This window comes from Kitasatospora sp. NPDC094016, from assembly GCF_040304045.1.
Taxonomy (GTDB): domain Bacteria; phylum Actinomycetota; class Actinomycetes; order Streptomycetales; family Streptomycetaceae; genus Kitasatospora.
This window is the reverse complement of record NZ_JBEOUK010000011.1, coordinates 34,562-59,244: the sequence shown is the minus strand read 5'-3', so window position 1 is coordinate 59,244 and position 24,683 is coordinate 34,562. Positions and strand designations below refer to the sequence as shown.

19 protein-coding genes and 1 riboswitch are annotated in these 24,683 nt (G+C 74.1%); of the genes, 10 read left to right on the top strand and 9 right to left on the bottom strand.

What is annotated here, in order from left to right; translation table 11 throughout:
• Positions 1-133 precede the first annotated feature (133 nt).
• From ABT015_RS13460 to ABT015_RS13445, 4 genes are all read left to right on the top strand, one after another.
• On the top strand, positions 134-1,036 hold the full coding sequence (locus ABT015_RS13460; protein ID WP_350879065.1) for a LysR family transcriptional regulator: 903 nt from the start codon (positions 134-136) through the stop codon (positions 1,034-1,036).
• Between the two features lie 190 nt (positions 1,037-1,226).
• A complete protein-coding gene (locus ABT015_RS13455; protein WP_350879063.1) occupies positions 1,227-2,891 on the top strand; it encodes a peptide-N4-asparagine amidase in 1,665 nt (554 codons plus the stop codon).
• A 502-nt stretch (positions 2,892-3,393) separates the two neighbouring features.
• Positions 3,394-4,977, top strand: coding sequence for a purple acid phosphatase family protein (locus tag ABT015_RS13450; protein WP_350879062.1), 1,584 nt, complete (start codon positions 3,394-3,396; stop codon positions 4,975-4,977).
• A 152-nt stretch (positions 4,978-5,129) separates the two neighbouring features.
• Positions 5,130-5,906 carry a (2Fe-2S)-binding protein gene (locus ABT015_RS13445; protein ID WP_502897307.1) on the top strand — a complete coding sequence of 259 codons (777 nt, stop codon included), beginning with the start codon at positions 5,130-5,132 and terminating at the stop codon, positions 5,904-5,906.
• A 43-nt stretch (positions 5,907-5,949) separates the two neighbouring features.
• On the opposite strand, the gene ABT015_RS13440 is transcribed toward ABT015_RS13445, so the two are convergent.
• On the bottom strand, positions 5,950-6,732 hold the full coding sequence (locus tag ABT015_RS13440; protein WP_350879059.1) for a FadR/GntR family transcriptional regulator: 783 nt from the start codon (positions 6,730-6,732) through the stop codon (positions 5,950-5,952).
• A gap of 178 nt (positions 6,733-6,910) precedes the next feature.
• Here ABT015_RS13440 and ABT015_RS13435 point away from each other — a divergent pair, with 178 nt between their 5' ends.
• Positions 6,911-8,443, top strand: a complete 1,533-nt coding sequence (locus ABT015_RS13435; protein WP_350879057.1) for an APC family permease — start codon at positions 6,911-6,913, stop codon at positions 8,441-8,443.
• 318 nt (positions 8,444-8,761) lie between these two features.
• Here the strand turns inward: ABT015_RS13435 and ABT015_RS13430 are convergent, their stop codons facing one another.
• From ABT015_RS13430 to ABT015_RS13410, 5 genes are all read right to left on the bottom strand, one after another.
• Positions 8,762-9,814, bottom strand: coding sequence for an ABC transporter permease (locus tag ABT015_RS13430; protein WP_350879056.1), 1,053 nt, complete (start codon positions 9,812-9,814; stop codon positions 8,762-8,764).
• A gap of 172 nt (positions 9,815-9,986) precedes the next feature.
• The gene (locus ABT015_RS13425; RefSeq protein WP_350879054.1) at positions 9,987-11,567 is read right to left on the bottom strand and encodes an alpha-amylase family glycosyl hydrolase; all 1,581 of its coding nucleotides are present in this window, start codon (positions 11,565-11,567) and stop codon (positions 9,987-9,989) included.
• 184 nt (positions 11,568-11,751) lie between these two features.
• Positions 11,752-12,378, bottom strand: a complete 627-nt coding sequence (locus ABT015_RS13420) for a bifunctional 4-hydroxy-2-oxoglutarate aldolase/2-dehydro-3-deoxy-phosphogluconate aldolase (RefSeq protein WP_063350231.1) — start codon at positions 12,376-12,378, stop codon at positions 11,752-11,754.
• An 11-nt stretch (positions 12,379-12,389) separates the two neighbouring features.
• On the bottom strand, positions 12,390-14,009 hold the full coding sequence (locus tag ABT015_RS13415; RefSeq protein ID WP_350879053.1) for an N-acyl-D-amino-acid deacylase family protein: 1,620 nt from the start codon (positions 14,007-14,009) through the stop codon (positions 12,390-12,392).
• Positions 14,009-15,310, bottom strand: a complete 1,302-nt coding sequence (locus ABT015_RS13410) for a type III PLP-dependent enzyme domain-containing protein (protein WP_350879052.1) — start codon at positions 15,308-15,310, stop codon at positions 14,009-14,011. The genes ABT015_RS13415 and ABT015_RS13410 overlap by 1 nt, the downstream gene beginning before the upstream one ends.
• A 126-nt stretch (positions 15,311-15,436) precedes the next feature.
• Here ABT015_RS13410 and ABT015_RS13405 point away from each other — a divergent pair, with 126 nt between their 5' ends.
• From ABT015_RS13405 to ABT015_RS13395, 3 genes are read left to right on the top strand one after another with little or no spacing between them, the layout of a single operon-like run.
• Complete coding sequence (locus ABT015_RS13405; RefSeq protein ID WP_350879051.1) at positions 15,437-16,540, top strand: sugar kinase; 1,104 nt, start codon at positions 15,437-15,439, stop codon at positions 16,538-16,540.
• A 37-nt stretch (positions 16,541-16,577) separates the two neighbouring features.
• Positions 16,578-17,327: an IclR family transcriptional regulator gene (locus ABT015_RS13400; RefSeq protein ID WP_350879050.1), complete on the top strand. Its 750-nt coding sequence runs from the start codon at positions 16,578-16,580 to the stop codon at positions 17,325-17,327.
• A gap of 26 nt (positions 17,328-17,353) precedes the next feature.
• Positions 17,354-17,779: a RidA family protein gene (locus ABT015_RS13395; protein ID WP_350879049.1), complete on the top strand. Its 426-nt coding sequence runs from the start codon at positions 17,354-17,356 to the stop codon at positions 17,777-17,779.
• Between the two features lie 79 nt (positions 17,780-17,858).
• Here ABT015_RS13395 and ABT015_RS13390 read toward each other — a convergent pair whose 3' ends face one another.
• Entirely contained in the window at positions 17,859-19,073 is a 1,215-nt protein-coding gene (locus ABT015_RS13390; RefSeq protein WP_350879048.1) for an MFS transporter, read from the bottom strand.
• Between the two features lie 179 nt (positions 19,074-19,252).
• On the opposite strand from ABT015_RS13390, the gene ABT015_RS13385 reads away from it, so the two are divergent.
• Entirely contained in the window at positions 19,253-19,972 is a 720-nt protein-coding gene (locus ABT015_RS13385; protein ID WP_350879047.1) for a DUF2470 domain-containing protein, read from the top strand.
• A 282-nt stretch (positions 19,973-20,254) separates the two neighbouring features.
• Here ABT015_RS13385 and ABT015_RS13380 read toward each other — a convergent pair whose 3' ends face one another.
• Positions 20,255-21,214 (bottom strand): M23 family metallopeptidase, encoded by a 960-nt coding sequence (locus tag ABT015_RS13380; RefSeq protein ID WP_350879046.1) that lies wholly within the window; start codon positions 21,212-21,214, stop codon positions 20,255-20,257.
• A 2-nt stretch (positions 21,215-21,216) separates the two neighbouring features.
• A riboswitch (cyclic di-AMP (ydaO/yuaA leader) is annotated at positions 21,217-21,399 on the bottom strand.
• Between the two features lie 312 nt (positions 21,400-21,711).
• On the opposite strand from ABT015_RS13380, the gene ABT015_RS13375 reads away from it, so the two are divergent.
• Positions 21,712-23,244 carry an MFS transporter gene (locus tag ABT015_RS13375; RefSeq protein WP_350879045.1) on the top strand — a complete coding sequence of 511 codons (1,533 nt, stop codon included), beginning with the start codon at positions 21,712-21,714 and terminating at the stop codon, positions 23,242-23,244.
• Between the two features lie 7 nt (positions 23,245-23,251).
• On the opposite strand, the gene purB is transcribed toward ABT015_RS13375, so the two are convergent.
• Positions 23,252-24,682, bottom strand: a complete 1,431-nt coding sequence (gene purB, locus ABT015_RS13370; protein ID WP_350879044.1) for an adenylosuccinate lyase — start codon at positions 24,680-24,682, stop codon at positions 23,252-23,254.
• Position 24,683 lies beyond the last annotated feature (1 nt).

Genomic DNA, 24,683 nt, shown 5'->3' with positions numbered 1-24,683 from the left:
CGGATCTCTCTGTGAGATGCCACTGCGGTGGGGCAACGTGTCGCTCAGCGTATGGACGGTTCGCATCGGAATCCAGAATGAGTCCTGGGGCTTTCCATAGGCTCAGACCTATGAGTTGGCTTAGGCTTGGGCCATGGGCTTCACCTTGCGTCAGCTTGAGGTCTTCCTCACCGTCGCCGAGACACTGCACTTCGGACGGGCCGCCGAACGGCTGCACATCTCCCAGCCGACGGTCAGCCAGGAGGTCGCCCGGCTGGAGCGGACCGTCGGTGTCGAGCTGTTCGACCGCAGCCGCCGCTCGGTGGCGCTGACCGAGGCCGGCGAGGTGATGGCCGCCGAGAGCGCCCGGCTGCTCGGGCACGCCGAGACGCTGCTGGCCCGGGTGCGGCTGCACGAGGAGTCCCGGCTGGGGACGGCCCGGATCGTCGCCTCCCCCAGCGTGGTGAACCGACTGCTGCCCGCCGTGGTCAGCCGCGCCGAACAGGAGCTGCCCGCACTCACCACCGCCGAGGTCGCCGTCGACACCGGCCAGGTCTCCACCGCGCTGGCCGCCGAACTCGCCGACATCGGCCTCGGCCGCTTCCTCGACGAGGTGGCCGGCTACCGGCTGGAGCGGATCGCCGACGAGCCGGTGCGGGTCGCCCTCGGCCGGGACCACCCGCTGGCCGGCCGGACGAGCGTGCGCCTCGGCGAACTGCGCGACCTGCCGCTGCTGCTGTGGCCGCGCGAGCAGCACCCGCGCTACTACGACCACGTGCTCGGCCTGTGCGCGGACCACGGCGTCGACCCACCGGTGCTGGTCAGCCCGCCGCGGATCGTCGGCTCCCGGCTCTACCTGCTCGCCCGCAACCGCGCGTTCTCGCTGGTGCCCGGCTCGATGACCGGCCACCTCACCGAGGACGTGGCCACCGTCCGGCTGGACGGCCGGGCCACCCTGCCGCTGGAGATGCAGTGGCGGCTGGACGACCGCCGGCCCCGGCTGGCCACCCTGCGCGACCTGATCCGCCAGGAGGCGGCGGCCCTGGAGGCCGACTAGGACCCGGCCGATGTTGCCGGGCCCGGATCGGCCGGACAGGACCCGGCCACTCGTGACGGGTCACGCCGGGCACCCCAAGCGCCCCTCGGGCGAATCCTTGACGCTGGCATGCCACCGCCGAAAGGATGCCCGGACCGCCCACCCGGCCCGCGGCAGCGCCCGCCGGCCGCCCGACCCCTGGGGACCAGCCTTGGCCGTCCGCCCGCTGCTTCGCCGCGCCGCCCGCCTCCTCGGCGCCGCCGCCCTGACCCTCGCCGGCACCCTCACCGCCGCCGCCCCCGCCCACGCCGACTTCGGCACCGACTACCACGACCCGGTCACCGCCACCCGGCCGCTCACCCGCCCCGACACCCGCTCCTGCACCGTCGAGGTGATGCACGACCAGCAGTTCCGCAACGGGTACGGCAACCCGCCCGACACCCCGTACACCACCACCCTCACCCCGCCCGCCGACTGTGCCGGGCCCTGGTCGGCGGTGGTCCTGGACCTCCACGGGCAGGTCGCCGGGCGGCAGTTCGACCGCATCTTCAGCGCCCGCGTCGGCGGCGTCCAGGTGCTGCTGTCCTCCACCCCCGAGCCGTCCAAGGACGGCATCGAATGGAAGCTGGAGCACGATCTCACCCGCTACGCCCCGCTGTTCGCCGCCGGCCCGCAGCCGTTCTCCCTCGACCTCGCCAACGTCACCGACGCCACCTACACCGGCGTCTTCACCATCAGCGCCAGCGTCACCTTCTACACCGCGAACGACCACTGGCCGGCCGCCCGCGCCGCCGACCGCCTGCTCACCACCGGGCCGTTCGCGCTCACCCAGGCCGCCCCCGCCGCCACCCGCGAACTCACCTTCCCGCAGAACCTCGAACGCCTCACCGCCGAGGTCTACACCCGGGGCGGCGGCGCCTGCGAGGAGTTCGCCTACGCCTCCGCGCCCGACGCCTTCGTCAGCGCCAACCCCGGCCTCGGCTCCTGCGGCAAGGGCCCGTTCCGCGAACTGCGGCTCACCGTCGACGGGCGGACGGCCGGCGCGGTCTGGCCCTACCCCGTCATCTACACCGGCGGGTGGGACCCGCTGCTCTGGCGGCCCGTCCCCGGCGTCTTCGCCTTCGACCTGCCCGCCTACCGGCTCGACCTCACCCCCTACGTCGGACTGCTGCTCGACGGCCGCCCGCACACCGTCGGCATCGCCGTGAACGCCACCGAGGCGCAGAACAACGACACCTGGACCGGCCAGGTCAACCTCTTCGCCGACGTCGACCACGGCGCCGCCCGCACCACCGGGCGGCTCACCGACCACCGGGTCGCCCCCGAGGCCGCCGCCGACACCCGGCTCACCGACCACGGCGGCGGCAGCGGCGACTGGACCGTCACCGCCGGCCGGCACGACCTCGCCCGCGGCTGGGTTCAGACCTCGCACGGCCGGATCACCACCGAGGTCCGCGACGACCTCGCCTTCCGCTCCGCCCAGCAGCTGCGCGACAGCGGCAACGACGTGACCCTGCACAACCGCACCGACCTCACCCGCACCACCGCCACCTGGGGCGGCGGCCCGCACCGCACCACCACCGTGCGCGAGGGCGAACCGCTGGACGTCACCTACCGCGTCACCCACGACGCCGCCGGCAACACCGACCAGAGCACCGCCATGGACCTCGGCTACCACCGCGAGACCACCGCGGCCACCGGCGGCCACGTCACCGAGCGCTCGACCGTCGACCACACCCTGCGCCCCACCGCCCGCCGCCACGACGGCGACTCCACCGTCCGCACCGGCACCAGCACCGAGGACTACCGCAGCACCGGGCCCGACGGGCCGTACCACCGCACGCTCTCCTTCGTCGACGGCTGGCCGAAGCCGTAGCACCGCCCCGAACCTCCCGACTTGCGAAATCCGTCCGATTTCGGGCGGTTGACCCCTGGTGCACACGGCGTGGGAAGCGCATGATGGGAGGTGGACCTGCGAGGCAGCTGAAGGAGTTCGACCGCAGGAGGCAGTGGTGACAGATCGAGACGGATCAGGGTCTGCCACTGGTACTACCTCGGTCGACGATCGAACTGCCGGCCGGAGGACACGATGTCCGGAGGCCACCCCCGCCTCGTAGGTTCCCCGCGTCCACGGAGCGCCCCCTCGGCTCCGTGGACGCGTCCGTCGCGGCAGGGCCCGTCACGGCGGCGCCCGTGCCCGCGGGGCCCACCGCCGCGGCAGCCGTCACCGCGGCACCGGGTCGCCCATCTCCCGGGCCTGGACGGCGATGCCGACCCGACTCGACCCGGCTCTCCCCGTCCGCCGCCGATGCGGACCGGCGGGAAGTTCACGTCGCGGCCCCGGCGCGGTTCACCGACGCCCGGTGAGGCTGGCGGCCATGAACGCTTCCAGTGAACATCCGCCCGTCAGCCGGCGCGGCATCCTGGCCGGCGCCACCGGTCTCGGTCTCGGCGGCGCCGTCTCCCTCTCCGGCATCGCGGCCACGCCCGCCGCCGCCTCCCCGCTGCTGCTGGAGCGGCCGGACCGCTCCGGCGCCCCGCGCGTCGCCGGGCTGCACCTCCAGTTCGGCTCGGACGCCTCGCGCGAGGTCGTGGTCTCCTGGCACACCACCGCCTCGGTCGGCAACCCCCGGGTCCGGTACGGCACTTCGAACGGCGGTTTCGGCCGCAGCGTGCAGGCCGACACCAGCACCTACCGGGACGCCAAGTCCGGCACCGAGGTCCAGATCCACCACGCCCGGCTGAGCGGCCTGCGCCCCGACACGGACTACGTGTACGCCGCCGTCCACGACGGCGCCACGCCGGAGCTCGGCACCGTTCGCACCGCCCCGCGCGGCCGGGCCGCCTTCACCTTCACCAGCTTCGGCGACCAGGGCACCCCCACCCTCGGCAAGAAGACCGCCAACGGCTACGCCAACGACAACCTGGGCAGCCCCGCCGCCGGCGACACCACCGCCGGAGTCGAGCGGATCGCCCCGCTGTTCCACCTCGTCAACGGGGACCTCTGCTACGCCAACCTCGCCACCGACCGGGTCCGCACCTGGTCCGACTGGTTCGAGAACAACACCCGCTCCGCCCGCCACCGCCCCTGGATGCCCGCCGCCGGCAACCACGAGAACGAGCGCGGCAACGGCCCGACCGGCTACGGCGCCTACCAGGCCTACTTCGACCTCCCCCCGTCCGGCTCCGACGACGAACTGCACGGCCTCTGGTACGCGTTCACCGCCGGCGCGGTCCGCGTCATCAGCCTCAACAACGACGACGTCGCCTACCAGGACGCCGGCGACTCCTATGTCCACGGCTACTCCGGCGGTGCCCAGCAGCGCTGGCTGGAACGGGAGTTGGCCGCCGCCAACGCGAACCCCGAGATCGACTGGATCGTGGTCTGCATGCACCAGGTCGTCATCTCCACCGCCGACAAGTTCAACGGCGCCGACCTCGGCATCCGCGAGACCTGGGTGCCGCTGTTCGACAAGTACGGCGTCGACCTGGTGGTCTGCGGCCACGAGCACCACTACGAGCGCTCGCACCCGATCCGCGGCCAGCAGCAGACCGACACCCGCACCCCCGTCCCGGTCGCCACCGACACCCGGACCATCGACACCACCCGGGGCACCGTCCACATGGTGATCGGCGGCGGCGGCACCTCCGCCCCCTCCAACGGCCTCTTCTTCGAACCCGCCAAGGCCCGCGTCATCACCGGCGTCGGCGCCGTCGACCCGGCCACCGGAAAGCGGCCCCCGCAGTACGTGATCGAGGACGCCCCCTGGTCGGCCTTCCGCGACGCCGACAACCCGTACGGCTTCGCCGCCTTCGAGGTCGACCCGGGCGAGCGCGGCGGCCGGACCACCATCGACGTCACGTACTACTCCGTCAGCGGCCCGTACGGAGACCTCGTCCCCGTCGACCGCTTCACCCTCACCCGCCCGCGCGGCGCCCGCGGCGGCGGCCGGGGACGCTGACCCCGGCCGCGCCCGGCGGGGTGGCGCGCTCACCGGCCGCCACCCCGCCGGGCGCGATACCGTTCCTCCGCGCGCCCGAACGCACCGAACGCACCGATCACGCCGATCACACCGAACGCCTGAACGCCCTGAACGCCCTGGAGGCCCGCCCGATGCCCGTCGACCGCCCCACCGACGGCAAAGGAAGCGCCGACCGCCCCGACTACGGCCGACTCGCCGCCGTCGGCCCGTACTTCGCGCTCGACACCGCCGCCACGCCCGGCGCGGGGCCGCCCCCGGGCTTCCGGCCGCTGCCCGAGCTGTACGGCACCGGGCCGGACCCGCCGCTGGCCCGGCGGATCCGGGTGGTGGCGCAGCGGCTCGGCACCGCCGAGCCCCGGGTCGCCGCGTCGATCCTGCACCTCGGACTGGCCGCCCGGTTCTGGTCGGTGGGCCTCGGGGCGGCCGTCCTGCTGGGTACGGTCCCGACGCTGGAGCACGCCTGGGTACGGATCCCGGACCAGGGGCCGCTCGACCTCTGGACGCCGCCGGAGCCCCCGGTCCCCGCTCCGTCGTCCACTTCGCTCCCCACTTCGCTCCCGCTAGCCGACCAGCTGTACGAGGCCGTCCTGGTGGGCCAGTTGGAGCCGCTGGCGGCGGCGGTGCGGTCCGCCGCCCCGCTCTCCGCCCGGCTGCTGACGGGCAACGCCGCCTCCGCCCTGGCCGGCACGCTGCGGGTCCTGGACGCCCACGCGCCGGTCCCCGCAAGGGCGTTGGTCGCGGAGCTGCTCGCGCGCCCGCCGCTGGCCGGTACCGGGACGCTGCGGACCGGTCCGCACGGCGCCGCCTTCCGGCGGACCAGCTGCTGCCTGTACTACCGGGTGGGGCCGGGCGCCGGGGTCTGCGGCGACTGCTGCTTCACCCGGCCGCCCGCACCACGGCGGGACTGATACATCCAGGAGTGCAGGTCATATCCGAGCCTCCCGCCACCCGTCACCCGTCAGCCGTCAGCCGTTCGTCCGCCAGCCGTTCGTCCGCCAGCCGGAGGTGCCCCCGCACCAGGTGGTGCACGCAGGCGACGGTGTGCACCTCGGCGGCGGCCCGGGCCCCGGCCGCGTCGCCGGCCAGGACGGCGACCAGGATCTCCCGGTGCTGCTCGGCGAACCGTTCCTGGTCGGGGCCGTGCGGTGCGGGCAGCCAGAGCAGCGGCCCGAGTTCGGCCTGGAGCCGGACGGCGAGCCGGGCGAGGCGCACGGACTGGGCGGCGACGGCGAGTTCGATGTGGAAGCGGGCGTCGGCGCGGCGCTGTTCGGCGGGCCCGGCGGCGTCGCGCAGGTCGTGCACCAGCCGGGTGAGCCGGGGCGCGAGGTCGGTGGGGGCGCGTTCGGCAGCGAGCCGGGCGGTGGTGCCGGAGACGGCCAGTTCCTCGTCGCCGAGGTCACGCAGGTCGACGGTGGCGAGGTCGCGCAGCCGGGCGAGCTGGAGGCGTTCGGAGCCCTCGGCGGGGGTGCGGACGAAGCTGCCGCCGTTGCGGCCGCGCCGGGTCTCGATCAGGTCGGCCTCGCGGAGCAGGGCGAGCGCCTCGCGGACGGTGCCGTTGGCGACGCCGAGCTGGCCGGAGAGGTCGTTCTCGCTGGGTAGTTGATCCCCGTCGGCGACCAGGCCGAGGGCGATCGCCTCGCTGATCCGACGGGCCACGGCATCGGCGCGGCCGAGGTCGGTCAGCGGCGCGAGGACGGCGCTGAGCAGCGGGGTCGCGCTCCCGATCGTCGCCACGCCGACCCTCTCCTCGATCACCGTCGGACTGGGTGCTTCCGGCAGGGTACCCCCGGTCGGGCACGCACCCTTGCCGGTAGAAACCCGATCTCGTATGTTTTCCCGCGATCCCGGTCCGAGCACCACCCCCGGTAAGCCCTCACGCGTCACGCCACGTTCCCAGGAGCAGGAGCAGGTCATGACCGATGCCAGCGCACGTGCCACCTCCCCGACCGGCCCCCTCCCCCCTCAGGGCCCCGACATCGGCGCCGACGCCGACGCCGCACGGCTGGCCGCCCTCGGCTACGCCTCCGAGTTCAAACGCGACATGAGCCTCTGGGCGAACTTCGCCCTCGGCTTCACCTACCTCTCCCCGGTCGTCGGCGTGTACACACTCTTCGCCTCCTCCCTCGCGACCGCCGGCCCGCCGATGGTGTGGAGCTTCCTGATCGCCGGGGTCGGCCAGTTGCTGGTGGCGCTGGTGTTCAGCGAGGTGGTCGCCCAGTTCCCGGTGGCGGGCGGGGTGTACCCGTGGGCGCGCCGGCTCTGGGGCCGCACCTGGGGCTGGCTGACCGGCTGGGTGTACCTGCTGGCGCTGATGTCCACCATCGCGGCGGTCTCCTACGGCGCCGGCCCGTACGTGGCCGCGCTGCTGGGCGTCGAACCGAGCACCGCGACGACCGTCTGGTGCGCGCTCGGCCTGCTGCTGCTCGCCACCGTGATCAACCTGGGCGGTACCAAGGTGCTGTCGGCGGCGGCCGTGTTCGGCTTCGCCGCCGAGCTGCTGGGCGCCCTGGCGGTCGGCGCCTGGCTGCTGCTGACCCACCGCTACCACGGGCTCGGCGTGGTCTTCGACCGCTTCGGCGCGGGCGACGGCGGCTCGTACACCGACGCCTTCCTGGCCGCCGGGCTGATCGCGGTCTTCCTCTTCTTCGGCTTCGAGGCGTGCGGCGACGTCGCCGAGGAGGTGCCGAACCCCGGTCGACAGATCCCCAAGTCGATGCGGCGCACCCTGTACGTCGGCGGCGCGGCGGCGATCGGCGTCAGCCTGGCGCTGGTGATGTCGATCCAGGACATCGGCGCGGTGGTCTCCGGCGACGACAAGGACCCGGTGGCCTCGGTGCTGCACGACGCGTTCGGCGCCACCGGCGCCCGGGTGGTGATCGGCGTGGTGCTGATCTCCTTCCTGTCCTGCGTGCTGAGCCTCCAGGCGGCGGCGAGCCGGCTGGCGTACTCCTTCGCCCGGGACCGGATGATCGTGGGCAGCCGGCTGCTCGCCACCGTCTCGGACCGCCTGCGGGTGCCGCCGTACGCGCTGCTGCTCGCGGCGGCGCTGCCGGGCGTGATCATCGTCGGCGCCTCGGCGCTCTCCGAGGGCGCCCTGACGAAGATCATCTCCTTCTCCAGCATCGGCATCTACCTGGCCTTCCAGATGGTGGTGCTGGCCGCCCTGCGCGCCCGGCTGCGCGGCTGGCGCCCGAGCGGGGACTTCCGGCTCGGCCGCTGGGGCCTGGCGGTGAACATCGGCGCGCTGGTGTACGGGCTCGCCGCGATCGTCAACATCTGCTGGGGCCGCACCCCGGACGCCGCCTGGTACGACGACTACCTCGTGCTGCTCTCGGCCGCGGCGGTGCTCGCGGCCGGCGGGCTCTACCTGCTGCTGGCCCGCCCGCACCTGCGCGGCGACGCCCCGTCCGGCGACGCGACGGCCCCCGCCGGGGACGCCCGATGACCCTCACCCCTGGAGGAATCCCCGTCGCCGCCTTCGGCCGCGTCCCGGACGACGGGCGCCCCGACAGCGCGCCCGGAGCCCGGAGCCATGAACCCGGAGCCATGAACCCGGAGTCACGGAACCTGAGCCATGAACCCGGAGCCATGAACCCGGAGTCACGGAACCTGAGCCGCGGAACCGGAGCCATGAGCCCGGACTCACGAACCGGAGCCGCGAAACCGGCCCGCGTCCGGCTTGTCCAGAGCCGGGCGCGGGCCGCCGGTCCCCACCCGGTGCCGATGCCCTCGACGGCGGGTGAAGCACTCGCGTGCGGTGCGGTCAGACCGCGACCGCCTCCGCCATCTCCTCCTCGGCCTCCACCGGGCCCTCCACCGCCCGGCGCCCGCGCCCCTCGTAGAGCGCGGCGGCCACCAGCGCGGCCCCGCCCAGCAGCAGCCAGACCACCAGGGTCACGACGTGCCCGCCGAGGCCCGCGCCGCCGTCGAAGTACAGGATGCTGCGCGCGCCCTCCAGGAAGCCGGCGCCGGTCCAGAAGCCGTGCAGCGCGCCGAAGAAGCCGTTCTGCAGCTCGGGCCGGAAGACGCCGCCGGAGCTGGTGAAGTTCAGCATCACGAACAGCACCATCAGGGCCAGGGTGGTCCACTTCTTCAGGAAGCTGTGCAGGCCGATGCCGATCAGGACGACGCCCGCCGAGTAGAGCCAGCCGAGCGCCCACACCGCGGCCAGGTCGTGGTCGACCACGTGGAAGACCGGTCCGGCGGTGACGATCCCGATCACGCTCACCACCAGCGACACCGCCACGCCGACCAGCGCCCGGATCCGCATGCTCAGCCCGGCACCGGCCGCGCCGATCACGGCGACGCTGGCGTAGGAGCCGATGCTCAGCGCGACCAGCAGGAAGAACAGGCCCTGGCCGGTCGGGTCGCCCTCGGCCGGGGTGGTGAGGTCGGTGACGTGCAGCGGCACGCCCTGCCGGTCGGTGACGTTGCTGAACACCGCCGTGGCGGCCACCGCCGAGGTGTCCGAGTTCCCCTTGGCGACGAGCAGTTCGGGGCTCCTGGCATCCGGGAGGAAGGCCCCCACCAGGTCGCGGTCGCGGAGCTGCTGCTCGGCGGCCGCCCGGTCGGGAAGGGTGCGGACGTCGACCGCCGCCCCGGCCTTGGCCTGGATCGCCTCTGCCAGGCCCCGCGCCTGCGGGGTGGTGCCGACCACGGCGACCTTCAGGTGGTGCGGCTCGGGCTGGTGGAAGGCGCCCTGGTAGGCGAGCGCCATGCCGAGGCACATCAGCAGCGGGGTGATCAGGTGGAGGGCGAGGTGCTTGAGCGAGTGCCCCAGGGTGGGCGCTGCGGCGGGGGTCTGGGGTGTGCTCATGGCGTTCGTACCGTCCTCCGGTGGCGTCGAGTCGAGTTGGGTGGCAAATACAACCATGAGGGGTGCCGAATGCGCCCACATCAGGTGGTAAATGCAACCATCTTGGATGTAGCTTACAACTATCTGACGCCGATCGAAAGCCGGCCGCCCCAGCGGGGGCACGGCCGAGCACTCAGGACAGCTCGAACACGCCGTACGAGAAGCCGTCCGCCCGCAGTTCCCCGTCCGCCACCCGCACGCCCCGCACCTCCAGCGGGCGCACCCCGCCGTGCTCCAGCCGCACCTCCCCCGGCTCCCGGCGCGGGTTCACCGCCACCAGGTAGCGTCCGGCCCGGGTGTACACCAGCGGGTACCCGGCGTGCCGGACCTCCACCCCGCCAGAGGCGCCCAGCCCCGGATGCGCCCGGCGCAGCGCGATCAGCCGCCGGACGGTGTGCAGCAGCGAGGTCGGATCGGCCCGCTGGGAGAGCACGTCCGGGCGCCGCGGGTCCGGGTCGACGGGCAGGTAGAGGCGCTCGGGCGGCGCGCTGGAGAAGCCCGCCGCCGGCCCCGGCTCCCACTGCATCGGGGTCCGCGAGCCGGCCCGGTTGTACCGCGGGCCGAGCACGCTGCCCTCGACGTCCGGCAGCCCGGGCAGGTAGCGCATGCCGATCTCGTCGCCGTAGTAGACGGCCGGCAGGGTGGGCCAGGTGAGCAGGAACGCGAAGGCGGCGGCCAGCTGCCCGTCGGTGCGCGGGCCGGTGGCCAGCCGGGAGAAGTCGTGGTTGGCGGTGGGCAGGGCGATGTGGCCGACGCCCTCGGTCGGTTCGGCGGCGGCGCGCCAGGCGTCCAGGAACACCTGCGGGGTACCGCGCCCCTCGGCCTCGAAGTAGCACGGGCCCTGCTGCCAGAACTCCTCGACCGTGCCGGCGCCGTTGTTCCACAGCGAGCGCAGCGCCAGGCCGTGGTCGGCGCCGCCGAACTGCAGGAAGAAGTCCGCGTGGAAGCCCGCCGCGACGGCGGCCGCCGGATCGCCCCACTCGGCGAACAGCGCGGCCTGCGGGTGGACGCGGTCCAGCCAGTCCCGCAGTCCGGTCCACAGCTTGGCGGTCTCCACCAGGCCCGGATCGTCCTTGACCAGCGAGGAGGCCATGTCGACCCGGAAGCCGGCCAGGCCGAGGCCGAGCCAGTGCGCCATGATGTCGCGCAGGGCCGCCCGGTTGGCGCGCGGGCCCTCGGCGTCCACCGGCTGTCGCCAGGGCTCCTCGGAACTCGGGCGCGCGTAGCCGAAGTTGAGCGCGGGCTGGCAGTCGAAGAAGTTCGGCCGGTACCAGCCGGGGCGGCTGCCGGGCGAGGCGACGAAGCCGTCCACCCGCTGGTCGGACCAGATGTACCGGTGGTCGGCCTGGTCCTCGGCGGCCGCCAGGAACCAGGGGTGGCGGTCGGAGGTGTGACCGGCGACCAGGTCGAGCAGGATCCGGATGCCCTTGCGGCGGGCGGCCTCGACCAGCGCGACCAGGTCCTCGGTGGCACCGTAGCGCGGGGCCGGGGCGAGGTAGTCGGCGACGTCGTAACCGGCGTCGCGGAACGGGGAGGCGAAGCAGGGGTTGAGCCAGACCGTGTCGACGCCGAGCCAGGCGAGGTGGTCGAGGTGCGCGGCGATGCCGGCGAAGTCGCCGATGCCGTCGCCGTTGGAGTCCGCGAAGCTCTGCGGGTAGATCTGGTACAGGACGGCGTCGGCCAGCCAGTCGGGGCCGGGGCGGGGCGAGGTCATGGGGTGGGTCCTCCTGCCGGATCCGGGGGCCGGGGCCACCGGCGGGGCCGGGGCTGGGGCTGGGGAGCACGATTCTCGCCCATCCCCGGCCGCGCCGACAGCCCGCCGACGGCCGCCCCGACAACTCGCCGACCGACCGCCCCGGCACACCCCGCCGCCCGCCGGACCTCAGGCCCTCAGGCCCTCAGGCCCGCGCCACCGCGCACGCCGCGGTGAACGCCCGGGCCCGCCGGGTGATCTCCGCCCAGTCCCCCGCCGCGACCGCATCCGGCGGCACCACGTCCGTGCCCGCGCAGACCGCGAGCGCGCCGTGCGCCAGGAAGTCGGCGGCGTTGCCCGCGTTCACCCCGCCGGAGGCCACCAGCGGGACGTCCGGGTACGGGCCGCGCAGGTCCTTGAAGTAGCCGGGGCCGAACGCCCTGGCCGGGAAGATCTTCACGGCGGCGGCCCCGAGGTCCACCGCCCGGGCCACCTCGGTCGGGGTGAGCGCCCCGAGCACCACCGGCACCCCGGCGGCCCGGGCGGCCTGCGCGACCTCGGGCCGGCAGCCGGGGGTGACCAGGAAGGACGCCCCGCTCGCGACCCCGCGCTCGGCCTGCTCGGCGGTCAGCACGGTGCCCACGCCGACCCGCCAGCCCGCGTCCGCGGCACGCCGCAGGTGCGTCGTCACCTCCGGTGTGGTGTAGGTGAATTCGGTCCAGTTGATGCCGCCGTCGGCGAGCGCGGCGCACAGCGCGGCCGCGTCCGGGATGCGGGGCGCGCGGACCACGGCGATCACCGGGTCGTCCCGCAGGTCGGCGAGGGGGTTCATGGAGGGGGGATTCACAGGGATCTGGTTCCTCGGTCGGTGCGGCGCAGGGCGCGCCCGGGCCGGGCGCCCGTGGTGCGGCCCTGCCGGACGACGGCGGTGCCGTTGACGTACACGTGCTGGACGCCCTCGGCGGGCAGCCGGGGGTGCTCGAAGGTGGCGGCGTCCCGGACCTTCTCGGGGTCGAGGAGCACCAGGTCGGCGTGGTGGCCGGGGGCGATCCGGCCGCGCCGGTGCAGCCCGAGCCGGGCGGCGGGCCGGCCGGTCATCCGGGCGATCGCCTCCTCCAGTGTCAGCACGCCCAACTCCCGGCTGTAGTGGCCGAGGTAGCGGGGGAAGGTGCCCCAGGCGCGGGGGTGCGGCCGGGCGCCGACCAGCAGTCCGTCGCTGCCGACGGTGTGCGCCGGGTGGCGCATGATCGCCCGGACGTTCTCCTCGTGCCCGACGTGCTGGAGGATCGTGGTGGCCAGTTCGTCGCGGCGCAGCAGGTCGAGGAAGACCTCCGTCCCGCTGTGGCCACGCTCGGCGGCGAGTTCGGCGACGGTCCGGCCGACCGCCCGCGCCAGCTCGGCCGTCCGGACGCCCGAGATCTGGATCGTCGCCCAGTCGGTGACGACGCCGTGGCAGCCGTCGCTGCCCTTCTCCTCCACCTCGTACCGGATCCGCTCGCGGGCGGCCGGGTCGGCGAGCCGGGTGAGCGTCGCCGCCGGACCGCCCTCGGTGGCCCAACTGGGCAGCAGGGCGGCCAGGGTGGTGGAGCCGGGCAGGTAGGGGTAGCTGTCCAGGGTGAGGTCGACGCCGTCGGCGAGCGCCTGGTCGACCAGTTCCAGCAGTTCGCCGGCCCGCCCCCGGTTGACGCCGAAGTTCATCGTGGCGTGGGTCAGGTGCAGCGCGCAGCCGGTCCGCCGGGCGATCTCCACCATTTCCGCGTATCCCTCCAACGCGCCCTTGCCGTACGAGCGTTGGTGCGGGGCGTGGAAGCCGCCGTAGGCCGCGACCACGGTGCACAGCTCGACCAGCTCGGCGGTGTCCGCGTACATCCCGGGGGTGTAGCTGAGGCCGCTGGACATGCCGACCGCGCCGTCCAGCAGGCCCTGCGCCAACTCCTGGCGCATCCGGTCGAGTTCGGCCGCGGTGGGCGGCCGGTTGGCCCAGCCCATGGCGAGCATCCGCAGCGAGCCGTGCGGGACGAGGTAGCAGGCGTTGACGGCGACGCCGGTGCGGTCGATCCGGTCCAGGTAGCCGGCGACGCCGCGCCAGTCCCAGTCGAAGCCCTCCGGGTCGCCGTTCCAGCCGGCCAGTTGGCGGCGCAGCGCGGGCAGGGTGGTGTCGTCCACCGGGGCGTAGGACAGGCCGTCCTGGCCGAGGACCTCGCAGGTGACGCCCTGGGTGACCTTGGCCGGGTGCTCGGGTTCGAGCAGCAGGGCGAGGTCGGAGTGGGCGTGCATGTCGATGAAGCCGGGGGCGAGGACGAGCCCGTCGGCGTCCACCACCGTCGGCGCGTCGAGGCCGGGGCCGATCCCGGTGATCAGCCCGTCGGCGATCCGCACGTCCGCCCGGTAGCGGTCCGCGCCGGTGCCGTCGACGACGATGGCGCCCCGGAAGACGGTGTCGGGCGCTCTGCCGCCCGCCATCAGAAGAACGTCCTGACCAGCCCGGTGACCTTCGGCTCGGCCGCGTCGGCGGAGTCGAGCACCGGGATCGCGGTCCACTTGTCGAAGGCCGTGCACGGGTGGGAGACGCCGAGCCGCAGCACCGCGCCGACCGGGGCGAGGTCGCCCGCGTCGCGCAGGAAGGCGTGCTGGTCGTTGAGCGCGGTGATCCGGGCCGCGGTGCCGGTCAACTCGGCTCCGCCGCGCACGCGTTGCGGCTCGGGCAGGCCCTCGTCGAAGGGCAGGTCGCGCTTGCCGGCGTCCAGCAGGGCCAGCTGCGGCTCGGGCCGGGACACCACCCGGGCCCAGCCGTGCAGCGCGCTGCGGAACGGCGTGGCGCCGGCGCCCCGGACCAGCGGCGAGATGCCCCGGTAGAAGCCGTCGTCGTGGGCGATGTACGCGCCCGAGCGCAGGACCACGAGGGCTTCCGGCAGGCCTGCCAGTTCCTCGACGACCAGGTCGAAGTAGGCGCTGCCGCCGGCCGTCACGATCGGCCGGGCGCCGTCCGGGTAGGCGCGGGCGAGCCGGCCGTGCAGGTCGGCGAGCGCCTTGAGGTAGTCGCGGACGGTGGCCAGCCCGTCGGCGGTGGCGTCGTGGGCGAGCGCGCCCTCGTAGCCGCCGACGCCCGCGAGGCGCAGGGTGGGGGCGCGCAGCACGGCGGCGGCGATCTCGACGGCCGCGTCCACGCCACGGGCGCCGGTGCGCCCGCCGGGGCCGCCGAGTTCGACCAGGACCTCGACGGGCCGCTGGGCCCCGGCGGCGCGCAGCGCCTCGTCCATCAGCCGGACGCTCTCGGTGGAGTCCACCCAGGAGACGAAGGCGAACGCCGGGTCGGCGGCCAGTTCGGCGGCGATCCAGGCCAGTCCGGCCGGGTCGAGCAGGGTGTTGGCGAGCAGGATCCGCTCGACTCCGAAGGCCCGGGCAACGCGCACCTGCGGCAGGTTGGCGAGGGTGATGCCGTGGCTGCCGGCGGCGAGCTGCGCCTGCCAGAGGGCGGGCGCCATGGTGGTCTTGCCGTGCGGCACGAGCGCGACCCCGGCCTTGGCGCACCAGTCGGCCATGGTGCGGAGGTTGTGGTCGAGCGCGGCGCCGTCCAGGGTGAGCAGCGGGGTGCCGAGCCCGGTGAGGGTGGGTCCGGTGGCCAGCCAGTCGCGGACGGAGTGCCCCCAAGCCTCCGGCGGGGCGGCCTTGAACCGCCAGTCGAGCGTCTCGTCGGCGAGGGCCGCCACCGCGCCGTCGTCGATGCCCGGCCCGGTGCCGATGCTTGCGAAGGTCTGCTCCACCGTCTTCCTCCATCTGCCGTGTTGCAACATGTGCAATGAGGGTTGCACATGTTGGCATGACGGTTCTAGCATCGGCGCCGGATCACGGTCAACGGAACGGCCGCCGCAGACGGAGGAGCCCAGCAGATGCCGCGACAGGACACCCCGGGCCCGGCCCGCCCCGGTCCTTCCCCGACGGCCGTGTGCGTGGGCGAGTCCATGGCGGTGCTGCTGCCGGACCGGCCGGGCCCGCTGGAGGCGGTGGAGAACTTCCGGTTGTCGGTCGGCGGCGCGGAGTCCAACGTGGCCGGCGCGCTGGCCGCGCTCGGCGTGCCCACCGCCTGGATCAGCCGGGTCGGCGACGACGGCTTCGGCCGCCGGCTGCTCGCCGAGGTCGCCGCCCGTGGCGTGGACGTCTCGGCGGTCGCCGTCGACCCGCACCGCCCCACCGGCCTGTACCTCAAGGAGGTCGGCGGATCCACCGGCCACCACCACGACCTCGGCCCCGGCCGCAGCCGGCTGCACTACCACCGGCGCGGCTCCGCGGCGGCCGCGCTGTCCCCCGCCCTGCTGGCCGACCCGGCGGCCGTCCGGCTGCTGTCCGGCGCCCGCCTGCTGCACCTGTCCGGCATCACCGCCGCGCTCTCCGACGACTGCCTGGCGCTGCTGCGCGCCCTGCTCGCCGACCGCCGCCCGGAGCTGACCGTCAGCTTCGACCTCAACTGGCGCCCCGCGCTCTGGCGCGACCGCGACCCGGCCGTCCTGCCGCCGCTGCTGGACGCCGCCGACCTGCTGCTGATCGGCGCCGACGAGGCCGAGGCCGCGTTCGGCACCGGGGAGCCGGCCGCGCTGCGCCGCCGTTTCGCCTCCCCGGCCACCGTGGTGGTCAAGGACGCCGCCCGGCTGGTCACCGCCCTGGAGCGGGACGGCACGGCGGTGAGCGAACCGGCCCTGGCCGTCGAGGTGGTCGAGGCCACCGGCGCGGGCGACGCCTTCGCCGCCGGTTACCTGGCCGGCACCGTCCGCGGCCTGGACCAGCGCCGCCGGCTGCGGCTCGGCCACCTGAGCGCCGCCTGCGCGCTGACCGCCCACGGCGACCAGGCCGAACTGCCGCCCGCCGCCGTGGTGGCCGCGCTGCTCGACGCCTCGCCCGCCGACTGGGCCGCCACCCGGGTCTCGGTGGAGGGCATCACCGGCCCGGCCGTCCCTCCGGACCGGTCCCGCGGCACCCGGCGGGCCCGGGCACAATGAGCACGAACCCGAGCCCGAACGACCCCGGCGGAGCACGATGAGCCAGACCGTCACCCGCGCCCTGCGCCTCCTCGCCGAACTCGGCGAGGGCGAGCGCTCCCTCGACCAGCTGGCCGAGGTGCTCGGCGTCCACAAGACGACCGTGCTCCGACTGCTCCAGAGCCTGGAGGAGGAACGGTTCGTCTACCGTGACGCCGCCTACCGCTACCACCTGGGCGCCGGCCTGTTCGCCCTCTCCGGCCTCGCCCTGGAACAGCGCGGCGTCCGCCGGATCGCCGCCCCGCACCTGGCCGAGCTGAACGCCACCACCGGCCAGACCGTGCACCTGGCCGCCTACGAGGGCGGCGAGGTCGTCTACATCGACAAGTTCGACTCCCGGCACCCGGTCAGGATGTACTCCCGGATCGGCCTGCGCGCCGCCCTGCACAGCGCCGCCGTCTCCAAGGTGCTGCTGGCCGACCTGCCGCTGCCCGAACGCCGCCGGGTGGTCGCCGGGATCGACTTCACCCCGCACACCCCGCGCACCCTCGGCACGCCCGAGGCGCTGCTCGCCGAACTGGAGAAGGTCGCCGTCCAGGGCTGGGCGCAGGACCACGCCGAGCACGAGGCGTTCATCAACTGCGTGGCCGCCCCGATCCGGGACGCCAGCGGCCAGGTCGTCGCCGCCGCGTCCATCTCGGTGCCGGACGTCGTCCTCCCCTACGAGCAGGTGCTGGACCTCCTCCCGCAGCTGCTCGCCACCACCCGCGCCATCTCGGCCGACTGCGGCCGCCCGGACCACAACTGATCAACCGCCAGACCGTGAGGAACCCCATGAACGAGCAGCACCCGACCAGCGACAAGACCGAGATCCGCACCGACGGCGCCCCCGCCCCCGCCTGGATGTTCTCCCAGGGCGTCCGCAAGGGCCCGATCCTCCAGGTCTCCGGCCAGGGCCCGCAGGACCCGGCGACCGGCGAGTACCTGTACCACGGCGACGTGAAGGCGCAGACCCGGCGCACGCTGGAGAACGTCAAGGCGATCGTCGAGGCCGGCGGGGCCACCATCGAGGACGTGGTGATGTTCCGGGTCTACCTCACCAAGCGGGCGGACTTCCCGCTGATGAACGAGGTGTACGCCGAGTTCATCGACGAGAACATCAAGCCCGGCGGCGTGAAGCCCTGCCGCACCACGATCTTCGTCGAGCTGCCGCAGGAGCCGATGCTGGTCGAGATCGACGCCCAGGCCGTCGTCGCCTGAACCACCGTCGAGCAGCCCGACCACCGCGGGGGCCCGGACGCGCACCAGGCGTCCGGGCCCTGCGCCGTCCCCCCCTCGCTCACCTCCCCGCGGGCACGCCCCGCTCGGCCGGGGCGCCCGAGCGCGCCACGACCCGTCCCTCGCCCGCCGCGCCGCGCCGGTCCAGCGCCGCCGCGAACACCGTCACACCGAGGGCGACCGCGGTGAGCAGCCCGCCCACCCAGTTCGGCGCGTCGTAGCCGAGACCGCCGGAGATGACCAGCCCGCCGAGCCAGGCGGCCAGCGCGTTGCCCAGGTTGAACGCGGCGATGTTGGCGGCCGAGGCCAGCGTCGGCGCGCCCGCCGCCTGGTCCATGACCCGCTTCTGCAGCGGCGCGACGGTCGCGAAGCCGAACAGCCCGATCAGCGGGATGAGGACGATCGCGGCCGGCTTGCTGTGCGCGGCGAAGGTGAAGGCGAACAGCAGCACCGCGAGCACCGCGAGGATCACGGTGAGGCTGCGCATCAGCGCGCGGTCGGCGAACCACCCGCCCAGCAGGTTGCCGACGAACAGGCCGACGCCGAACAGGAAGAGCAGCCAGGTGACGCTGCTCGGGGCGAAGCCTGCCAGTTCGGTCATCATCGGCGTGATGTAGGTGAACATCGCGAAGATGCCGCCCCAGCCGAGCACGGTCATGGCGAGCGCGAGCCAGAGCCGCAGGGTCCGGAAGGCGGCGAGTTCGGGGCCGAGCCGGGCGGCGCCGGCCCGCGGCTGGACGGGCACCAGCGCCGCGATTCCGGCGAGGCCGAGCAGGCCGAGCCCGGCGACGACGTAGAACGTGGAGCGCCAGCCGAAGTGCTGGCCGAGCAGGGTGCCCATCGGGACGCCCAGCACGTTGGCGGCGGTGAGGCCGGTGAACATCAGGGCGATGGCGCCGGCCCGCTTGTGCGGGGCGACCAGGTCGGCGGCGACGACCGAGCCGATGCCGAAGAACGCGCCGTGCGCGAACGCGCTGACGATCCGCCCGACCATCAGCAGCCCGAAGGCGGGAGCCACGGCCGCGATCAGGTTGCCCAGCACGAACAGGCCCATCAGCGTCAGCAGCATGCCCTTACGGGGGGCCCGGGTGCCGAGGACGGTGAGCAGCGGGCCGCCGACCACGACGCCGAGCGCGTAGCCGGAGATCAGCAGACCGGCGGTGGGGATGGAGACCGAGAAGTCGCCGGCGACCTCGGGCAGCAGGCCCATGATCACGAACTCGGTGGTGCCGATACCGAAGGCGCTGATCGCCAGCGCCAGGAGCGCGAGGGGCATGAGGGACCGCTTTCCGGAGAGAACCGTTGTGTATGCAACTACCGGCGTCGACAATACGAGACATCCGCAGGTACTTGCAAGCGCCGCCTATCCCTGGCGGCAGCAACCCCGGCCGCGCCACTTGCCACACCCTCGAGCGGATATTAGGTTAGGCTCACCTAACTAACTGGAGGTCCGTCATGAGCCTGCCCGCCGGCGACGCCGAGGTGCCCGAACCCACCACCGCCGAGCGCGTCCAGAGCCTGCTCAGCGCGACCTCCTCGCTCACCGTCCGCGCCTGCGGCGAGCACCACGACCTCGACACCCCGGTCTCCGTCCACGGCTCCCGACTGCGCCTGCGAGCCCCGCTGGGCGACCCGCTCGCCTCCGCCGCCGCCCGCGCCACCGACGGACTCGCCGTCGTCCTGGACGTCACCGACATCTCCCCCGTCGCCGTCCGCGACCGGATCCGCGCCCGCCTCACCCTGGCCGGCCGACTGCACCTGGCCCACCTCGCCGACGACGGCCTCAGCGTCCACCTGCGCGTGGACGTCGCCCACGCCGTCCTCTCCACCCCGTACGGCACCGGCGCGCTCACCGCCGACGACCTCGCCCTCGCCACGCCCGACCCGCTGGCCCGCTACGAGGCCGCCATGCTCACCCACCTCGCCGACGACCACGCCGACGCCCTCGCCCTCCTCACCCGGCTGCTCGACCCGGACCTGCTCGCCCAGCACCCGGAGGTCCGCCCGCTCGCCCTGGACCGCCACGGCCTGGTCCTGCGCCTGGACCACCCGCACGGCCACCGCGACGTCCGCCTGGTCTTCCCCGAACCGGCCGCCGACACCGAGGACTTCGGGCAGCGGATGCACGAGCTGCTGACCGCCGCCCAGCACGGGCTGCCCGCCCACCGACTCTGAACCGGCCCACCGAAGCCGTCAACTCGCCCCGGGCGCGCCCGAGAAGGCCCGGAAACGACAGCGGCCGGCCCGGCTCGCGAGAGAAGTCTCGCGAGCCGGGCCGGCCTGGGCGTGTCCCGCGCCCATGTCCACTGCTGCGGCGATCACCCGGTCGAGCGGTCACCCGACATGACCATCCCGGGCGGTCGATTCGCCCCGTAGCAGCGGTGGTTCCTCATCCGGCACATCCGACACATCCGGTACACCCGGCGCGTCCGACACATCCGGCACATCCGGCACGGGTCAGAGCGCGACGCCGTGGGCCCGCAGGTAGGCGACCGGGTTGATGTCCGAGCCGTACTCCGAGCCGTTGCGGATCTCGAAGTGCAGGTGCGGGCCGGTCACGTTGCCGGTCGCGCCGGAGAGGCCGATCTGCTGTCCGGCCTTGACGGCCTGACCGATCTTCACGCCGATCGAGGACAGGTGCGCGTACTCGGCGTAGTGGCCGTCGGCGAGCTTGATCTCGACCTCGTTGCCGTAGGCGCCGCCGTTGCCGGCCTTCACCACGACGCCGTTGCCGACGGCGCGCAGCGGGGTGCCGGTGGAGGCGACGAAGTCCTGGCCGGTGTGGTGGCCGGAGGCCCACATCGAGCCGGCCACGCCGTACGCGGTGCCCAGCTTCGGGTTGGCCAGCGGGGCGACGAAGGCCGAGGCGGCGGCGACCGGCACGGCGGTGACCGCGGTGGTCGGCGCGGCGGTCTGCAGCTGGGTCTGGAGCTGGGCGGACGGCTTGGCCGTCTCGGTCCGGACCTCCAGCTGGGCCTGCGGCTTGGCGGCGGTGGTGGCCGGCGCGGCGTCCTGGGCGGACGGCTGGGCGGGCTTCGCCGGGGCAGCGGGCTTGGCCGGGGCGGCCTGGCCGGCGATCACGAGCTGCTGACCGGGGAAGATCAGGTCCGGGTTGCCGCCGACGACCTCGCGGTTGTGGTCGTACAGCGCCTGCCAGCCGCCGTCGACGTGCTGGGCGTCGGCGATCCGGGACAGGGTGTCGCCGCTGACGACGCGGTAGCTCTCCTGCGACGGGGCCTGGGCCTGGTCGGCGGAGGCGGCGGCCGGGGCGGCGGTGACCGCGGCGGCCGGCGCGGGGTGGGCCTGGGCGCTCATCGCGGTGACGAGCGGCAGGGCGAAGGAGACACCGGTGACGGCGGTGGCGATCCCGATGCGGGCGGCGCGGGGCAGGGCGATACGACGAGCCTGTGCAGGCATGGAATTTTCCTCTCCGACGCCTGCGAGGTGAGCTGTCGGGTTCGGGCTGGAGTTGCCCGGCCGCACATGCGGCTTCACCCCTAGCCGGCCCTGGATCCGGGTACGCGAAAGCGTGCCGATTCCGGTCCGGCGACTTACCTGTGGGTCCCCCGCTCCTGCCGTACAGAGTTCGGTGCGAGCCACCGGGCAGCGGCAGGATTCGGCGTTCCACCCGGTGGATCCGTCCGGACTGGCCGGGCGGTCGCTGAACTAAAACCCATCCGTTCGGGTGAAGCAATGTCGATCACTTGAACCGGCAACGACCCCCCGAGCTGCGGTGACCCTCCGAATGATCGACTGCACCGTACGTGCACAATCCATTTACCCGGCGCCACTGATCCACGACGCTGCGCCGACTCCGCCACCGCTGCGCACCCGCCCGCTCACGCACCGCGCACCCACCGACACACCCCCCGGTGACCCTTGTCACGTACGCCCCACGGGCGCAGGATCGGCCCGTGGCCACCTCCGAAGCAGGAACACTGCGCCTGGGCACCTCACGGGGACGCTGGGTCCTCCTCGCGACAGTGCTCGGCTCCAGCATGGCGCTGCTCGACGGCACCGTGGTGAACGTCGCGCTGCCCCGCATCGGCGCCGATCTCGGCGCCTCCCTCGCGTCCCTGCAGTGGACGCTCAACGCCTACCTGCTCACCCTGGCCGGGCTGATCCTGCTCGGCGGCGCGCTCGGCGACCGGTACGGTCGGCGCCGGGTCTTCCTGATCGGCGTGCTCTGGTTCGCCGCCGCCTCCGCGGCCTGCGCCGCCGCCCCCACCATCCACGTGCTGATCGCCGCCCGCGCCGTCCAGGGCATCGGCGGGGCGCTGCTCACCCCCGGTTCGCTCGCCATCCTGCAGGCCGTCTTCCACCCGGACGACCGCTCGGCGGCGGTCGGCCTGTGGTCGGGCCTCGGCGGGGTGTCGGCCGCGGTCGGCCCCTTCCTCGGCGGCTGGCTGGTGGACGGCCCCGGCTGGCGGTGGATCTTCCTGCTGAACCTGCCGCTCGCGGCCGCCGTGATCGCGGTCACCTCCCGCTTCGTCCCCGAGAGCCGGAACGAGAGCGCCGTCGGCCGCTTCGACGTCCCCGGCGCGCTGCTCGCCGCGCTCGCCCTCGGCGCGATCACCTACGCGCTGACCGCCGCCGGGGAGGGCCTGTCCCCCGCGGTCTGGCTCACCGGCGCGGCCGGCCTGCTGCTCGGCGCGGCCTTCATCGCGGTCGAGCGCCGCACCGCCGAGCCGATGCTGCCGCTCGGCCTCTTCTCCTCCCGGCTGTTCACCGCCGTCAACCTGGTCACCCTCTGCGTCTACGCGGCGTTCAGCGGGGTGTTCTTCCTGCTGGTCGTGCAGTTGCAGATCGTCTCCGGCTTCTCCCCGCTGGTCTCCGGCCTCGCCCTGGTCCCGATCACCGTGCTGATGCTGACCCTGTCGGCGCGCGCCGGGCGGCTCGGCAAGCGGATCGGCCCCCGGATCCCGCTCACCGTCGGTCCGCTGCTGTGCGCCGCCGGGGTGCTGCTGATGCTGCGCACCGGCCCCGGCTCCTCCTACTGGGCGGACGTGCTGCCCGCCGTCACGGTCATGGGCAGTGGGATGACCCTGCTGGTCGCGCCGCTGACGGCGACGGTGCTGGCCGCCGTCGAGGTCCGGCACGCGGGCATCGCCAGCGGCGTCAACAACGCCGCCGCCCGCGCGGCCGGGCTGCTCGCGGTCGCCGCGCTGCCCGCGCTCGCCGGGCTGAGCGGCGACGCCTACCGGGTGCCGTCCGCGGTGGACTCCGCCTTCCGCACCGCGATGCTGATCTGCGCCGGGCTGCTCGTCGCCGGCGGGCTGACGGCCTTCGCCACCGTCCGCGGCAACGTGCTCGCGCCGGTGGACCGTCCGGTGGCCGAGCCGGACTGCGAGTGGGCCTGCGGCACCACCCCGCCGCTCGACCCGGGCCACGTCCACACGGACGAGGGCCCTGCCACCGGATCGGCGGCAGGGCCCTCAGCCAGTTGACGTGCCGTCAGAGGATGTCGGCCGGCGCGTACTTGGCGGCCTCCGGGTAGGCGGCGGCAACGGCCTCCACCTGGCGGACCACCTCGGCGACCTGGGCGCCGGCCGCACCGGTGAAGGAGAGCCGGTCGGCCAGCAGCGCGTCCAGCCCGGCCCGGTCCAGCGGGATCCGCTCGTCGGCGGCCAGCCGGTCCAGCAGCTCGTTCTCGCGGGCGCCCGCACGCATCGCCAGCGCGGAGGCGACGGCGTGCTCCTTGATGACCTCGTGCCCGGTCTCCCGGCCGACGCCCGCGCGCACCGCGCCCATCAGCACCTTGGTGGTGGCGAGGAACGGCAGGTAGCGGTCCAGCTCGGTCTCGATCACGGCGGGGAAGGCGCCGAACTCGTCGAGGACGGTCAGGAAGGTCTCCAGCAGGCCGTCGAAGGCGAAGAAGGCGTCCGGCAGCGCGACCCGGCGCACCACCGAGCAGGAGACGTCGCCCTCGTTCCACTGGTCGCCGGCCAGCTCGCCGGTCATCGAGGCGTAGCCGCGCAGGATGACGGCCAGGCCGTTGACGCGCTCGCAGGAGCGGGTGTTCATCTTGTGCGGCATCGCCGAGGAGCCGACCTGGCCCTCCTTGAAGCCCTCCGTGACCAGCTCGTGGCCGGCCATCAGACGGATGGTCTTGGCCAGGCTGGACGGCGCGGCGGCCAGCTGAACGAGGGCGGTGAGCACCTCGAAGTCGAGCGAGCGCGGGTAGACCTGGCCGACGCTGATCAGCACGTTGTCGAAGCCGAGGTGCCCGGCGACCCGGCGCTCCAGCTCGGCGAGCTTGTCGGTGTCGCCGCCGAGCAGGTCCAGCATGTCCTGGGCGGTGCCGACCGGGCCCTTGATCCCGCGCAGCGGGTAGCGGGCGATCAGCTCCTCCAGGCGCCGGAAGGCGACCAGCAGCTCGTCGGTGATCGACGCGAAGCGCTTGCCCAGGGTGGTGGCCTGCGCGGCCACGTTGTGCGAGCGGCCGGCCATGACCAGCTCGGAGTGCTGGGCGGCCAGGCGGGCCAGCCGGACCAGCACGGCCACCGTGCGGTCGCGCACGTGCTCCAGCGACTGGCGGATCTGCAGCTGCTCGACGTTCTCGGTCAGATCCCGGGAGGTCATGCCCTTGTGGATCTGCTCGTGGCCGGCGAGCTCGCTGAACTCCTCGATCCGGGCCTTCACGTCGTGGCGGGTGACCCGCTCACGGGCGGCGATCGAGCCGAGGTCGACCTGGTCGATCACCCGCTCGTAGTCGGCGACGGCGTTCGCCGGTACCTCGACACCGAGGTCCTGCTGGGCCTTCAGGACGGCGAGCCACAGGTGGCGCTCAAGGACCACCTTGTGCTCGGGGGACCACAGCTGGGCCAGGGTCGCCGAGGCGTACCGGGAGGCCAGGACATTGGGGATCTGGGGCTTCGCGCTCACG